Here is a 13,610-nt window from a genome sequence, read left to right on the forward strand (position 1 = left end):
ATGTCGTTCGACGAAGAATGGCGCCAGGCGCGCGAGGCCGCGGCGATGAGACTGAACGGGGTCCCGGAAGAGTCCGGGGGCGGAGCGGGCGGAGTCAAGGACGGCGACTACGTCGTCACCTCGCCGGACCTGAAGGCGGTCGGCAACGAGGCCCAGGAACTCTTCCACTGGTTCGAGAACGACGCCTTCCACGCCGGCGCCCAGACCGACACCGCCTCCAAGAACCTGGATGAGGACGGCTTCCTGACCGGTTCGGCGATGTGGACCATGTGGGACACCTGGCGCACCCAGGCCGAGACGCTGTTGAGCGCCTGCGCGCACATCCACAACCACCTCGAGGACACCGTGATCACGCACGAGAACCACGAGGAGATCCTGGCCACCAACTTCACGGTGTCCAAGATCAGCGAACACTTCAAGTAGGCCGCGGGCGACGAGTACGAGTACGGGTACGAGTGCGAGCACGGCTACGGGCACGAGCACGGCTGCGGGCACGAGTCCGGGTACGCGTACGGGGACGGGGACGATTCACATGCTGAAGTTCGATCAGGTGCTGCACGCCCGGCTCGGCGGCCTCGATCAGGCCGTCACCGCCTGGGGCGAGACGGTCTCGAAGCTGACGAAGACCAAGGAGAAGGCCGAGACGGGGCTTCGGACGAAGTCCGACAAGGCCGACTGGAAGGGCCAGAACGCCGGCGTCACCCAGGAGTTCGTGCGCAAGACCGCCAAGGAGTTCGGTGACGCGCTCACCGAGGCCACCAGCATCCGCAACATCCTCCGCGACGCCCACGGCGAGTTCGAGGCGGCGAAGAGCGCCCTGGAGAAGTGCGTCACGGAGGCGCCCGGCAAGGGCATCCGCATCGACCCCGACGGCACCGTCAGCTATCTGATCCATCCCGACCGGCGGGCGAAGGACTACGACGGACCGAAGCCCACCGAGGCTGACTTCGAGGCGATGCGGAGTGCCATCAAGGCCGCTCTCGACCGCGCCAACGACGCCGACGACGTCGCCTCCCGTGCCCTGCGCGGCCTCGTCGGAAAGGACAAGAACAACTTCTCCGACACGAACTACGAGTCGCTCAAGGCCGCGTCGAAGGCCCAGGACGCCGAGGACGCCAAGAAGGCCTACGACCTCTACAAGAAGGGCGACGACGCCTCGCCCAAGGAGATCGACGAGCTCAACGCCCTCTTCAAGGCCAACGCCGAGGACCCCTACTTCGCCGAGCGCTTCGCCCTGGAGGTCGGCCCCAAGGGCAGCCTGCAGTACTGGGCCGACATGGGCGACCCCAGCGACGGCTCGCGGCTCGGCGCCGACCACCGCGACAAGCTCGCCGAGCTCCAGAAGAACTGGAGCCTCACGCTCGCCTCCGCGACCCACTCCCACAGCCCCGAGATGGAGCAGTGGAAGGCCGACCTGATCAAGGCGGGCGCCGAGCCGATCCAGACCCGCGGCACCCACCCGTACGGCTTCCAGGTCATGAGCAACCTGATGCGCGTCGGCGACTTCGACGACAGGTTCCTCAAGGACTACGGCACCGGGCTGCTCGCCACCGAGCGCAAACTGACCTACGACGGGCGGCTGCCCGCCGACCGCGCCTGGCAGCAGATGGGCGGCATGACCGGCCACCTCAACTGGCAGGGCGGCGGACTCGGCCAGGACCCCATGGTCGGCTTCATGGAGTCGCTCGGCCACAACCCGAAGGCGGCCACGGACTTCTTCAACGGCGATGTCGACCTGACCCCCGAGAACACCAAGGACGACAAGAAGCTCGACGCCTTCGACTACCTCACCAAGGACCGCAAGTGGCCCGATGAGATCGACGACAAGGGCGACCTGTCCAAGGAGCCCGGCTACAACGCCCTCGGCCACGCCCTGGAGGCGGCGACCACGGGCCACTCCTACGACGCCGACCCCGAAGGCCTGAAGGACGCGCGGACCAAGGAGACCGCCGAGATCATGCAGAAGGTCGTGGAGCGCTACGGCAGCGACCCGAAGTACATGCACGAGCAGCCCGGCATCGACGACAGCCTCGGCAAGATGGGCGCCGCCTACATCGACGAGCTCAACCGCTCCCTGGAGACCGACTTCGACACGGCGACGGAGGAGAAGAAGAACTCCCCCTTCGGCTTCGACGACGGCAAGGGGCACTCCCGCTTCGGCTCCGAGTTCGACACCAAGCTGCTCTGGAACCGCGGTGACGCCGTCAACTTCATGGGCATCGTGTCCCAGAGCGAGAGCGGCCACGCCACCCTCTCCCAGGCCGAGATGCTCTACACGTCGAGCGTGCTCGACGAGGTCGGCCCCAAGCCCGGCTCCCACTTCGGGGAGAAGGACCTCACCGACGCGCGCACGACCCTCCGCATCGGCTCCGAGGCGCAGGGAATCATGGACGAGTCCCGCATGGCGCAGATCGACAAGGACTACGAGAAGGACTCCGAGGAGCACAAGAAGGCCGTCGGCCGGACGACGGAGTGGGTCAAGTTCGGCGTCGGCGCCGTGGCCGCCGGCGGTGTCGCCGCCCTCACCGGCGGCGCGGGCGGCGCCCTCGTGCCGCTCGCCACCGAGACCGTCGGCGGCGCGGTCGTGACCTTCCTCGGCATGGAGGCGGACGACATCGCAGAGAAGTACGAGAAGGACGAGCTCCTCAAGAAGAAGTCCGACGACCTCAGGGACGAGGCCCTCGCCATGGGCAAGGAGAACGCCCTGCGCCCCGGCATCGCCTACGCCAACGCCCCCGGCTGGAGCGAGACCGACCGCAACTACCTCGACGAGGAACTCGTCAACTACGTGCGCAGCGCCCGGACGCATTCGCGCGACAACTCCCTGCCCGACCCGTACGAGAAGGACTGACATGCGCGGTATGCCCCTCGCGAAGGCCGCGAAGGCCGCCGTGGCCCTGACGGCCGCCGCCGTCCTCGCCGGATGCTCCGGTGGTGGCGCCGAGCCCGCCGGGTCGCGGACCAGGGCGGCGGCCGAGGTGTGCGGCGGCTTCGCGGAGGACGCCGCGACGGCGGCGGCGCTGAAGGGCGTGATGGGCGCGGAGCGGTACGAGGAAGGGGCGAGCCACCCCGACCGTGCCGTCGCGGAGCTGCGCGAGCTGGTCCGCGCGGGGCAGGAGAACCCGGCGCGCCCCCAGGGCCACACGTACTGCCGGCTCCGGCCCGCCACCCCGGACGGCCAGGACCTCACCCTCCTCGTGAACGGGGTCGCCGAGGCCCCCGGGCAGGACCCGCGGCTCACCGCCACCACCTGGTACGCGTCGGGGGCGCGGGCCTTCGCCACGCACGGCCACGCCAAGGTGTACTTCCCCTGCAGGCCCAAGCCCTCGGACCGGGGCATCGTCATCGAGACCGAGGCCTCCGCCCCGGACGGCACCGCCGAGACCGACCCGCAGCGCCGCACCCGCCTGGTCACCCTGGCCAACGCCGCCGCCCGGCACGTCGCCGCGGAACTCGGCTGCACCGACACCAAGCTGGCCGTCGGCGTGCCCGCCCCGCTCCCCAAGGGCGGGGTGGACACGAAGGGGGCGGCTCCCTGAGGGAGCCGCCCCCTTCGTGCTCTCTGCGAGACCGTGATCGGAATCGAACCGACGTAACTCGCTTTGCAGGCGAGCCCCTCAACCACTCGGGCACACGGTCGTGGTGACGAGAACGACGTTAGGCGGGGCCGGGGAGCGGGCTCAATGGGTGGGGCGGGGCTGCAACACGACTGCCATACGGCGTTCACGGGGGCGGTGTGGCCGGGGGAGGTCGTACGACCTTCGGGGCAGGAGGGATGGGACTCCGGACAGGGGCCATATCCGGGTACGGCCCTTACTCTGGGCACATGAGCGCCCTCGAACCGCGGGACGTCGCCGCCACCGATGCCGACGCCGCCGCACCGCAAGCCGCCGCCGTGCCGTCCGGATCCGCAGGCGGCGGGTCCGTGCTCGACCGGGGGCACCGGGCGCTCAGCATCGGGATCGTGTCCGTCGTGCTGCTGATCGCCTTCGAGGCGACCGCCGTCGGGACGGCGATGCCCGTCGCGGCGCGGGAGCTGGACGGGGTGCCGCTGTACGCGTTCGCGTTCTCGGCGTACTTCACCACCAGCCTCTTCGGGATGGTGCTGTCCGGGCAGTGGGCGGACCGGAGCGGGCCGCTCGGGCCGCTGGGCGTCGGGATGAGCTGCTTCGCGGCCGGGCTGCTGCTGTCCGGGACGGCCGGGGCGATGTGGCTGTTCATCCTCGGGCGGGCCGTCCAGGGCCTCGGCGGCGGGCTGGTGATCGTCGCGCTGTACGTGGTGATCAGCCGGGCCTACGAGGAGCACCTGCGGCCCGCGATCATGGCGGCGTTCGCCGCGAGCTGGGTCGTGCCCTCGGTCGTCGGGCCGCTGGCCTCCGGGACGATCACCGAGCAGCTCGGCTGGCGCTGGGTCTTCGTCGGCATCCCGGCCCTCGTCGTGTTCCCGCTGGCGCTCGCGCTGCCCGCGATCCGGCGCACCGCCTCCGGGCCCGCCGACCCGGACGCGCCCGTCGCGGTCTGGGACCGGCGGCGGATCCGGCTGGCGTTCGCGATATCGCTGGGCGCGGCCCTGCTGCAGTACGCCGGGCAGGAGCTGCGCTGGCTGTCCCTGCTGCCCGCCGCGGCCGGGGCCGCGCTGCTCGTGCCCGCCGTGCGCGGGCTGCTGCCCCGCGGCACCTACCGGGCCGCCCGCGGGCTGCCGTCCGTCGTGCTGCTGCGCGGCATCGCGGCCGGGTCCTTCATCGCGGCCGAGTCCTTCGTCCCGCTCATGCTGGTCACCCAGCGCGGACTGAGCCCCACCCTCGCCGGGCTGTCGCTCGCCGTCGGTGGCCTGACCTGGGCGCTCGGTTCCTGGGTGCAGTCCCGGCCGCGCACGGAGCCGTACCGCGAGCGGCTCGTCGTCGGCGGCATGGTGCTGGTCGCCGCGTCCATCGCCGCCGCCCCGAGCGTGCTGATGGAGGGCGTGCCGGTGTGGGTGGTCGCCGTCGCCTGGGCCTTCGGCTGCTTCGGCATGGGCATGGTCATCGCCTCCACCAGCGTCCTGCTGCTCAAGCTCTCCGCGCCCGAGGAGGCCGGCGCGAACTCCGCCGCCCTCCAGATCTCCGACGGCCTCTCCAACGCCCTCCTGCTGGCCGCCGGCGGCGCCGCCTTCGCCGCGCTCGGCGGCGGCGCGGTCGGCCACGCCGTCTCCGCTGCGGGCGCCGCCACCGGCTCGCACCCGGCCGCCTTCGCCGCCGTCTTCCTGCCCATGGCCGGCGTCGCCGCGGTCGGCGGCTGGGTCGCCACCCGGCTGCACGCGCACCAAGCGGACCGCACGACCGAGGACTGACGGGCGGGCGCTCCGGACGGAGGCGCGAAAACGGATCGACCGGGGGCCACGAGCCCCACTACCGTCCTCGCATGTCCCCGTCCGAGAAGATCACCGTCCCCGTCCCGCCCGGGCTCGCCGACCTCGCCGACGCCCGCGGCGTCCCCGTCGAGGAGCTCGTCGACGAGGCCCTGCGGCGTTTCGTGGCCGTGGAGGCCACCCTCGTACGCCACGAGGCCCAGCGGCTCGCCCTGCGGCACGGTGCCCTCCTGAGGAGGCTCGGCGCATGAGCGGGATCCGAAGCGAGACCGGGACCCTGACCGGGACCGGGAGCGGGAACGGGACCGGGAGCGGGACTGGCACCCGCTTCCTCACCGTCGCCGAGGTCGCCGCCGTCGCCCGCCTCGCCTTCACCGGCGACGGCGACCCGGAGCTGCGCGCGCCCGGGCTCCTGGAGTCGGCCGTGCACCGGCCGCGGGCCCGCATGTTCGGGACCAGCGCGTACGAGGACGTGTACGAGCAGGCCGCCGTGCTGCTGCACGCCCTCGCCTCGAACCACCCCTTCGTCGACGGCAACAAGCGCGCCGCCTGGCTCTCCGCCGCCGTCTTCCTCGCCGTCAACGGAGTGGATCTCGCCGAGGCCGACCAGGACCGGGCATACGAGCTGGTCATCGGCGTCGCGAGCGGGGAACTGGCCGACATACGGGACATAGCGGGGCGTCTGCGGGGGCTGCGGCCCGGGCTGTGAGGACTCTCTCACGCGCGGGCGGCACGGGCTCGTTCCTGCCGGGTCGCGCCGGTCGCACCGGTAAGGTGGCCCGGTTGTCATATCTGGACGAGCGTCGAACCGGAGATCGTGACTACCACCGCCACCTCCTCACACCACCTCTCTCCCGCCTTCCCCGGCCGTGCTCCCTGGGGCACCGCCAACAAGCTGCGAGCCTGGCAGCAGGGCGCGATGGAGAAGTACATCCAGGAGCAGCCCCGTGACTTCCTCGCGGTCGCCACGCCCGGCGCCGGCAAGACCACCTTCGCGCTGACCCTCGCGTCCTGGCTGCTGCACCACCACGTGGTGCAGCAGGTCACGGTCGTCGCCCCCACCGAGCACCTGAAGAAGCAGTGGGCGGCCGCCGCGGCGCGGATAGGGATCAAGCTGGACCCGGACTACAGCGCCGGGCCGCTCAGCAAGGAGTACGACGGGATCGCCATCACGTACGCCGGCGTCGGCGTGCGGCCCATGCTCCACCGCAACCGCAGCGAACAGCGCAAGACCCTCGTCATCCTCGACGAGATCCACCACGCCGGTGACTCCAAGTCCTGGGGCGAGGCCTGCCTGGAGGCCTTCGAACCGGCCACCCGCCGGCTCGCCCTCACCGGCACGCCCTTCCGCTCCGACACCAACCCCATCCCCTTCGTCACGTACGAGGAGGGGAACGACGGCATCCGCCGCTCCTCGGCCGACTACACCTACGGCTACGGCAACGCGCTCGGCGACGGCGTCGTCCGGCCGGTCATCTTCCTCTCCTACAGCGGCAACATGCGCTGGCGCACCAAGGCCGGCGACGAGATCGCCGCGCGGCTCGGCGAGCCTATGACCAAGGACGCCATCTCGCAGGCCTGGCGCACCGCGCTCGACCCGCGCGGCGACTGGATGCCGAACGTGCTGCGCGCCGCCGACCAGCGGCTCACCGAGGTCCGCAAGTCGATCCCGGACGCCGGCGGCCTCGTCATCGCCTCCGACCAGGACTCGGCCCGCGCCTACGCCAAGCTGATCCGCGAGATCACCGGCACCAAGGCCACCGTCGTGCTCTCCGACGACGCCGGCGCGTCGAGCCGCATCGACGAGTTCAGCGAGAACACCGACCGCTGGATGGTCGCGGTCCGCATGGTGTCCGAGGGCGTCGACGTGCCGCGGCTCGCCGTCGGCGTGTACGCGACGACCATCTCGACCCCGCTGTTCTTCGCGCAGGCGGTCGGGCGCTTCGTGCGATCCCGCAGGCGCGGCGAGACCGCGTCCGTGTTCCTTCCCACCATCCCCAGCCTGCTCGGCTTCGCCAGCGAGATGGAGGTCGAGCGCGACCACGTGCTCGACAAGCCGAAGAAGGCCGGTGAGGACGAGGACCCGTACGCCGAGTCCGAGAAGGAGATGGCGGAGGCGGAGAAGCAGCAGGACGAGGACACCGGCGAGCAGGACATGCTGCCCTTCGAGGCGCTGGAGTCCGACGCCGTCTTCGACCGCGTCCTCTACAACGCCGCCGAGTTCGGCATGCAGGCCCACCCGGGCAGCGAGGAGGAGCAGGACTACCTCGGCATCCCCGGTCTCCTCGAACCCGACCAGGTGCAGCTGCTGCTCCAGAAGCGGCAGGCCCGGCAGATCGCGCACAGCCGCAAGAAGCCGGACAGCGAGGCCGACCTGTTGGAGCTTCCGGCGGAGCGGCGGCCCGTCGTTTCCCACAAGGAGCTGCTCGAACTCAGGAAGCAGCTCAACACGATGGTCGGCGCGTACGTGCACCAGAGCGGCAAGCCGCACGGCGTCATCCACACCGAGCTGCGGCGGGTGTGCGGCGGCCCGCCGAGCGCGGAGGCGACCGCCGGGCAGATCCGCGAGCGGATCAAGAAGGTGCAGGAGTGGGCCACGCGGATGCGCTGAGCACCCCGTGGGCGGTTCGAGGCCCGTACGCCGAGCGCGTACGGGCCTCGGCCGTGTCCGAGCCTGGGACCGGGCCGTGTCCGGGGGCCGGATCGGGCTCGGGACGGGGCCCACGAGGGCCCTTTTCCAGGGCGCACGGGGGGTGATCTTGTCCGCCAAAGTCCCCCGTTCGGCCGACTTAGGTCTCGAACCGCCCGTATCCGGTCGCTCGCGCCCGGATTCTGGACGAGGTCTTCCGCTGAGCGGAGCAGGTCGCTACTGTCCCGGCTCAAGCAAACGCCCCGTGGCAGCGCCGCCGCGGAGCGCAGCCGGTGTACCCCGTCCTGCCGGCGGCCTCTGACGTGCGTCGCCGATGGGACCGGTGCCGCAGCTCCCGTACGAGTCCGCCGTCACTGCCTCCGAAGGAGAGGGCGTCGTGACCGCGGAGACCTCCCAGACGCTCGACCGGGGACTTCGAGTCCTCAAACTGCTCGCCGACACCGACCACGGCCTGACCGTCACCGAGTTGTCCAACCGACTCGGCGTCAACCGGACCGTCGTCTACCGCCTGCTGGCCACGCTCGAACAGCACGCCCTGGTCCGCCGCGACCTCGGCGGCCGCGCCCGGGTCGGGCTCGGCGTGCTGCGCCTGGGCCGCCAGGTCCACCCGCTGGTGCGGGAGGCCGCGCTGCCCGCGCTGCGCTCGCTCGCCGAGGACATAGGGGCCACGGCCCACCTCACCCTGGTCGACGGCGCGGAGGCGCTCGCCGTCGCCGTCGTCGAGCCGACCTGGACCGACTACCACGTGGCCTACCGGGCCGGCTTCCGCCACCCGCTCGATCGCGGCGCGGCCGGCCGCGCCATCCTCGCCGCCCGACAGGGCGAGCTCATCGAACCCGGCTTCACCCTCACCCACGGCGAACTGGAGGCCGGCGCCAGCGGCGCCGCCGCGCCCCTGGTCGGCGTCACGGGCATCGAGGGCAGCGTCGGCGTGGTCATGCTCGCCGACGCCGTCCCGGAACGCGTCGGCCCCCGCGTCGTCGACGCGGCCCGCGAGGTCGCGGACGCGTTGCGCTAGGCGGACTGTTCAGCATCGGGCGCCGGGGCCCCGGGCTCCAGGGACGGCCTGGGTCCGTGGGCCCGCCGCGCCGCTCAGCCTCCCGGGCGGAGGCCCGGGAGCAGTTCGGCGACCGGTGTGCGGGTGTGGTGGACCGATCTGCCCGTGCGGGTGGTCGTGACGAGGCCGGCCGTACGGAGGGCCGCCGCGTGTTCGGAGGCGGTCGCGTTGCTCACGTGGAGGGCGCGGGCCAGCTCCGTGGTCGTGTGCGGGGTGGCGAGCAGGCGGAGGAGTTCCGCGCGGGTGCGGCCCAGGGCGGCCGCCAGCGGCTCGTCGGGGGTGTTGTCCTCGTCCGGTACGGGCGGGAGGCCGGGGGTCGCCGGGAAGGTGAGGACCACCGGGCGGGCCGGGAGGTCCTGGACGAGCGGCCCCGAGGGATGGTGGAAGCTCGGCAGCAGCACCAGGCCGCGGCCGGCCACGTGGACCTCGCGGGCGGCGGCGGACGGCCACTCCCAGACGGCGCCGTCGAAGCGGCTGCCCGGCGCCAGGCACGTGAGCGCGGCGGCCAGGCCGTGCTCGGCGACCGCCAGGGCGTGTCGGGCGAAGGCCTCGCGGTGCAGGTCCTGGACCCGCGGCCACACCGGCGCCAGGACCGCCTCGTACGCGGCCCGCTGGGCCCGGCGCACCGTCCGCCAGGGCGCCGTCCCGCCCGCGTGCAGCGCGTGGATCCAGCGTGGCGCCGGGCGGGCCGCCCCCGCCCCGTACACCCGCTCCAGCTCGGCGCGGACCTGCTCCGGGCGGGTCGCGCGGATCCGCTCGAAGGCCTCCTCCAGGGAGTCGCCGAGGACGTCGAGGAAGGCCGGCGGGTGCCCGCCCGGCACCAGGTCGGCCAGCGGTTCCGCGGCGGCCGGCAGGGCGCGCAGCACCCGGGCGCGCCAGCGGGCGAGGAGCAGGGGGCCCGGGCCGGGGGTCACGGCGGTCGTCAGGGCCGCGTGGAGCTCCTGGAGCGGAGCCGGGCGGGGCGCGAAGCGCATCCGCGCGAGGTCGTCCGTCGTGAGGTGGATCCGCAGCACCGCAACTCCCCGCTCCCCGCCCGCCTTTCGGCCACGGCCTGAACCTTCGCGGCCCGGCCCGGTCCGCTCCCAGGATGCTGCCATGACCTCCCGACGCACCCTCCTCAAAGCCGCCCTGATCGCGCCCCTCGCCCCCGGGACGTCGGCGCCCGCGCTGCCGCTGCCCGGGCCCACCGGCCCGTACCCCGTCGGTCTGCGCACCGTCCACCTCACCGACCCGTCCCGCACCGACCCGTGGATCGGCGGGCCGCGCGCGCTCATGCTCACCGTCCTCTACCCGGCCGCCGGGGTGCGCGGCTGCCCGCGCGCCCCGCAGCTGACCCCGGACGAGGCCCGGGCGTTCGCCGGACTGGCCCCCTGGATCCATCCCGGGCTCCCGGCGGAGGGCACGGTGGACTGGGGTGCCGTCCTGACCCACGGGCACGTCGGCGCACCGCCGCTGCCGGGGCGGCGGCCCGTGCTGCTCTACAGCCCGGGCGGCGGGGACTGCCGCGCCCTCGGCAGCGGCCTGGCCGAGGACCTCGCGAGTCACGGCCGGACCGTGGTCCTGGTCGACCACCCCGGTGACGCGAGCCAGGTGGAACTGCCGACCGGGCTGCGCACCACCGTCCTCGTGGGGCCGCCGGACCCGGCGACCTTCCGCACCATGATCGACACCCGGGTCGCCGACCTCCGCCTCGTGCTCGACCGGGTGCCCGACCTGCTGCCGGAGGCGCACGGCATCGGGATCTACGGGCACTCCGCCGGCGGCACCGCCGCCGTGTACGCCGCCGGCCGCGACCCCCGGGTCCGGGCCGTCGCCGACCTGGAGGGCTACCTCGACCTCGCGCCGGTGCCGGACACCGGCCGGCCGCTGCTGCTCTTCCGCACCGACGGCTTCGCCGAGGGCGCCGAACGGATCGACAGCTCCTGGGCCGGGGTCCCGGGGGAGCGGGCGCTGCTGCGCGACGCGGGCCACTGGGCCTTCACCGACTACGCCGCCCTCGTGCCCCGCCTCGCCGCCGCCGGCCTGGTCACGCCCGAGGCCCGGACCGGCCTGGTGGGCCCCGGCGAGCCGGCCCGTACGATCGCCGCCGTACGCCACCGCGTCGGCCGCTTCTTCGCCCGCCACCTGCCGTAGGCGGCCTCCGGCGGGCGCCCAGTAGATTGGGGGCGTGCTCTCCCGTCTCGCCAGTCTCCCGCGCGGCCGTGCCCTCGCGCTCTGCGCCCTGCCCGTCGCCGCGCTGTTCGCCGTCGCCGGGCTCGCGCCGCTGCCGTACGCCGTCGCACAGCCCGGTACGACCGCCGACGTGCTCGGCAAGGACCAGGGCCGTGAGGTGATCACCGTCAGCGGCGTCCCGGTCCGGCCCACCGAGGGGCAGTTGCGGATGACGACGATCCTGGCGACCGGGCCGTCCGCCTCGATCGACCTGGGCGACGTGGCCGAGGCGTGGTTCCGCACCGACCGGGCGGTGCTGCCGAAGTCCTCGGTGTATCCGACCGGGCAGTCCGACGAGGAGATCGAGCAGCACAACCTGGGCCAGATGAAGGAGTCGCAGGACGCGGCGACCCTCGCCGCCCTCGGCTACCTCAAGCTGGACCCGAAGAAGGTCAAGGTCACCCTCCACCTCGCCGACGTCGGCGGCCCGAGCGCCGGACTGCTGTTCTCCCTCGGCATCGTGGACAAGATCGACGGGGACGGCGACGGCGGCGACCTGACCGGCGGCCGGACCGTCGCCGGTACGGGCACGATCGAGCCCGACGGGACCGTCGGCGCGGTCGGCGGGGTGTCCCTGAAGACGCAGGCCGCCGCGCGCGACGGCGCCACCGTCTTCCTCGTCCCGAAGGCCGAGTGCTCCGACGCGCGGGCCGAGGCCCCCAAGGGGCTGCGCCTGGTCCCGGTCACCGCCCTCAGCGACGCGGTGGCGTCCCTCCGGGCACTGGAGCAGGGTCAGGAGTCCCAGGTCCCGAGCTGCTAGCCGCCACGGCCGGACCGGTGCCTGCCGCCGGGGCGTCCAGCTCGCGCCAGACCGGGAAGAGCAGCGGCGACAGGGTGGCCAGGACGTACGCCCCGCCGATCGTGAGCAGTGCGCCCGTGATGCCGACGCTCTCGACCAGGAAGCCGGCGGCCAGGCCGCCGAGCGGGGTGGTGAGCAGCACCGCGGCGGTGCTGGCGCCGCCCACGCGGCTGCGCAGCTCCTCGGGCACCGTCTCGTAGAAGGCGGTGGTGAGGATCGGGTTGAGCACCCCGGCGCCCAGCCCGCCGAGCACCCCCGCCACCACCATCGGCGCGACGGTGTCGGTGAACGCGGCCGTGAGGATCGGCGCGGTGGATATCAGGAAGCCGACGGTGAACACCGGCCGGCGAGGGAAGCGGTGGCCCACCGCGCCGTAGAGCAGCGCGCCGGCGAGGGCGCTGCCGCCGAAGACGGCGACCAGCAGGCCCTGCGCGGCCGCGCCGCCCAGCTCCTCGCGGGCGTGGATCGGCAGCAGCACCGCGCTCCAGCTGAGCGCGAGCCCGTTGGTGACCATCACCATGAGGTCGACGGCGAGCAGCAGCCGGGTGCGCAGCAGGAAGGCGTAGCCCTCGCGCAGGTCGGCGCGGTAGGCGGTGAGGTTCAACGCCGGTGCGTCGCGCAGTGGTTCGGCCGCCGGTATGCCGCGCAGGCCGGCCAGCACGAGCAGTGCGGAGACCAGGAACGTGCCGGCGTCCACGTACAGCACCGTGTCGGCGCCGATCAGCGCCACGAGGAGGCCGCCGACGGCGGCGCCGGTCATCCGGGCGCCGCGCGAGACGGCGTCGTAGAGGCTGGCGGCACGGGACAGCGGGGTGCCGGCGTGCCGGGCGAGGTCGGGGACGAGGACGTGGCGGGCGGTCTCGCCGGGCGCGTGGAAGAGGCCGGTGACGCCCATCAGCGCGCACAGCATCCAGAAGTGCAGCAGCCCGGCCGCGTTGAGCAGCGGGATCGCGGCGAGCGCGAGGGCGCAGACGAGGTCGGAGACGACGGAGACCAGGCGGCGGCCGATCCGGTCGATGACGGGTCCGCCCGCGATGGCGGAGACGACCACGGGCACGGCGGCGCAGAAGGCGACCAGGCCCGCCTTGCCGGCGCTCCCGGTGGTCTCCAGGGCGAACCACGGGACGCCGATGAGGGTGAGCGAATTGCCGCTGATGGAGACGGCGTTGGCCGACAGGACGGCGGCCAGCGGCCGGCGTGAGCGGGTGTCGGTGCGTGCGGGCACGATGGATTCCCCCCGGTTTCCGGTGGTGGCCGGCGTCAGGCGGCCAGGGAGTGCGCGGCGCGGGCGGCGGCGTCCCGGCGGCCCTCGGGCAGGGCGAGCCGCAGGCCGAACTCGACGAACTGCCAGCCGAGTCGGACCCGCACCGGCGCGGCGTGCGCGGTGGGTGCGGTGGTGCGGGCGGCCGGGGCGGCGAGGGCCGCCGACCGCGCGCGCTCGGCGGCGGCGAGGTGGTGCAGCGTCAGGTGGATGTCGGCGTGCATGGGGTGGCCTTTCCGGTCGGTGCTGCGCGGGGGAGTGGGACGGGACGGGGCGGGACTGGAC

13 protein-coding genes and 1 tRNA gene are annotated in these 13,610 nt (G+C 73.5%); 10 read left to right on the top strand and 4 right to left on the bottom strand.

The annotated features are described in order from the left end of the window. The 3 genes from ACIGW2_RS23085 to ACIGW2_RS23095 all read left to right on the top strand — a co-directional run bounded on the left by ACIGW2_RS23085 (position 1) and on the right by ACIGW2_RS23095 (position 3,539). Entirely contained in the window at positions 1 to 423 is a 423-nt protein-coding gene (locus ACIGW2_RS23085; protein ID WP_391655721.1) for a hypothetical protein, read from the top strand. Positions 424 to 532: 109 nt separating this feature from the next. Continuing rightward, positions 533 to 2,851 carry a hypothetical protein gene (locus ACIGW2_RS23090; RefSeq protein WP_391655720.1) on the top strand — a complete coding sequence of 773 codons (2,319 nt, stop codon included), beginning with the start codon at positions 533 to 535 and terminating at the stop codon, positions 2,849 to 2,851. Position 2,852: 1 nt separating this feature from the next. After that, on the top strand, positions 2,853 to 3,539 hold the full coding sequence (locus ACIGW2_RS23095) for a hypothetical protein (RefSeq protein ID WP_391655719.1): 687 nt from the start codon (positions 2,853 to 2,855) through the stop codon (positions 3,537 to 3,539). A 28-nt stretch (positions 3,540 to 3,567) separates the two neighbouring features. Here ACIGW2_RS23095 and ACIGW2_RS23100 read toward each other — a convergent pair. Then, positions 3,568 to 3,639: transfer RNA gene (locus tag ACIGW2_RS23100), tRNA-Cys, on the bottom strand. A 187-nt stretch (positions 3,640 to 3,826) separates the two neighbouring features. Between ACIGW2_RS23100 and ACIGW2_RS23105 the strand changes: the two genes are divergently transcribed. The 5 genes from ACIGW2_RS23105 to ACIGW2_RS23125 all read left to right on the top strand — a co-directional run bounded on the left by ACIGW2_RS23105 (position 3,827) and on the right by ACIGW2_RS23125 (position 9,015). After that, on the top strand, positions 3,827 to 5,329 hold the full coding sequence (locus ACIGW2_RS23105; RefSeq protein ID WP_399845483.1) for an MFS transporter: 1,503 nt from the start codon (positions 3,827 to 3,829) through the stop codon (positions 5,327 to 5,329). Positions 5,330 to 5,400: 71 nt separating this feature from the next. Beyond that, entirely contained in the window at positions 5,401 to 5,598 is a 198-nt protein-coding gene (locus tag ACIGW2_RS23110; RefSeq protein WP_399845485.1) for a hypothetical protein, read from the top strand. Further along, on the top strand, positions 5,595 to 6,056 hold the full coding sequence (locus tag ACIGW2_RS23115; protein ID WP_399845487.1) for a type II toxin-antitoxin system death-on-curing family toxin: 462 nt from the start codon (positions 5,595 to 5,597) through the stop codon (positions 6,054 to 6,056). The genes ACIGW2_RS23110 and ACIGW2_RS23115 overlap by 4 nt, the downstream gene beginning before the upstream one ends. Positions 6,057 to 6,161: 105 nt before the next feature. After that, positions 6,162 to 7,958, top strand: a complete 1,797-nt coding sequence (locus ACIGW2_RS23120) for a DEAD/DEAH box helicase (protein WP_356067035.1) — start codon at positions 6,162 to 6,164, stop codon at positions 7,956 to 7,958. A 415-nt stretch (positions 7,959 to 8,373) separates the two neighbouring features. Next, the gene (locus ACIGW2_RS23125) at positions 8,374 to 9,015 is read left to right on the top strand and encodes a helix-turn-helix domain-containing protein (protein ID WP_352080204.1); all 642 of its coding nucleotides are present in this window, start codon (positions 8,374 to 8,376) and stop codon (positions 9,013 to 9,015) included. A gap of 74 nt (positions 9,016 to 9,089) precedes the next feature. Here the strand turns inward: ACIGW2_RS23125 and ACIGW2_RS23130 are convergent, their stop codons facing one another. Beyond that, the gene (locus ACIGW2_RS23130) at positions 9,090 to 10,067 is read right to left on the bottom strand and encodes an ArsR/SmtB family transcription factor (RefSeq protein WP_391655715.1); all 978 of its coding nucleotides are present in this window, start codon (positions 10,065 to 10,067) and stop codon (positions 9,090 to 9,092) included. Positions 10,068 to 10,149: 82 nt separating this feature from the next. Here ACIGW2_RS23130 and ACIGW2_RS23135 point away from each other — a divergent pair, with 82 nt between their 5' ends. Together ACIGW2_RS23135 and ACIGW2_RS23140 are read left to right on the top strand one after the other, a co-directional pair. Then, on the top strand, positions 10,150 to 11,187 hold the full coding sequence (locus tag ACIGW2_RS23135) for an alpha/beta fold hydrolase (RefSeq protein ID WP_391655714.1): 1,038 nt from the start codon (positions 10,150 to 10,152) through the stop codon (positions 11,185 to 11,187). A gap of 34 nt (positions 11,188 to 11,221) precedes the next feature. After that, positions 11,222 to 12,025: a S16 family serine protease gene (locus ACIGW2_RS23140; protein ID WP_361583054.1), complete on the top strand. Its 804-nt coding sequence runs from the start codon at positions 11,222 to 11,224 to the stop codon at positions 12,023 to 12,025. Here the strand turns inward: ACIGW2_RS23140 and ACIGW2_RS23145 are convergent. Both ACIGW2_RS23145 and ACIGW2_RS23150 read right to left on the bottom strand, forming a co-directional pair. Further along, positions 11,958 to 13,289: an MFS transporter gene (locus ACIGW2_RS23145; RefSeq protein ID WP_391655713.1), complete on the bottom strand. Its 1,332-nt coding sequence runs from the start codon at positions 13,287 to 13,289 to the stop codon at positions 11,958 to 11,960. The genes ACIGW2_RS23140 and ACIGW2_RS23145 overlap by 68 nt on opposite strands. A 35-nt stretch (positions 13,290 to 13,324) precedes the next feature. Continuing rightward, positions 13,325 to 13,549, bottom strand: coding sequence for a hypothetical protein (locus tag ACIGW2_RS23150; protein WP_391655712.1), 225 nt, complete (start codon positions 13,547 to 13,549; stop codon positions 13,325 to 13,327). Positions 13,550 to 13,610: the final 61 nt, after the last annotated feature.

This window comes from Streptomyces sp. NPDC053541 (assembly GCF_044544705.1).
Classification (GTDB): domain Bacteria; phylum Actinomycetota; class Actinomycetes; order Streptomycetales; family Streptomycetaceae; genus Streptomyces.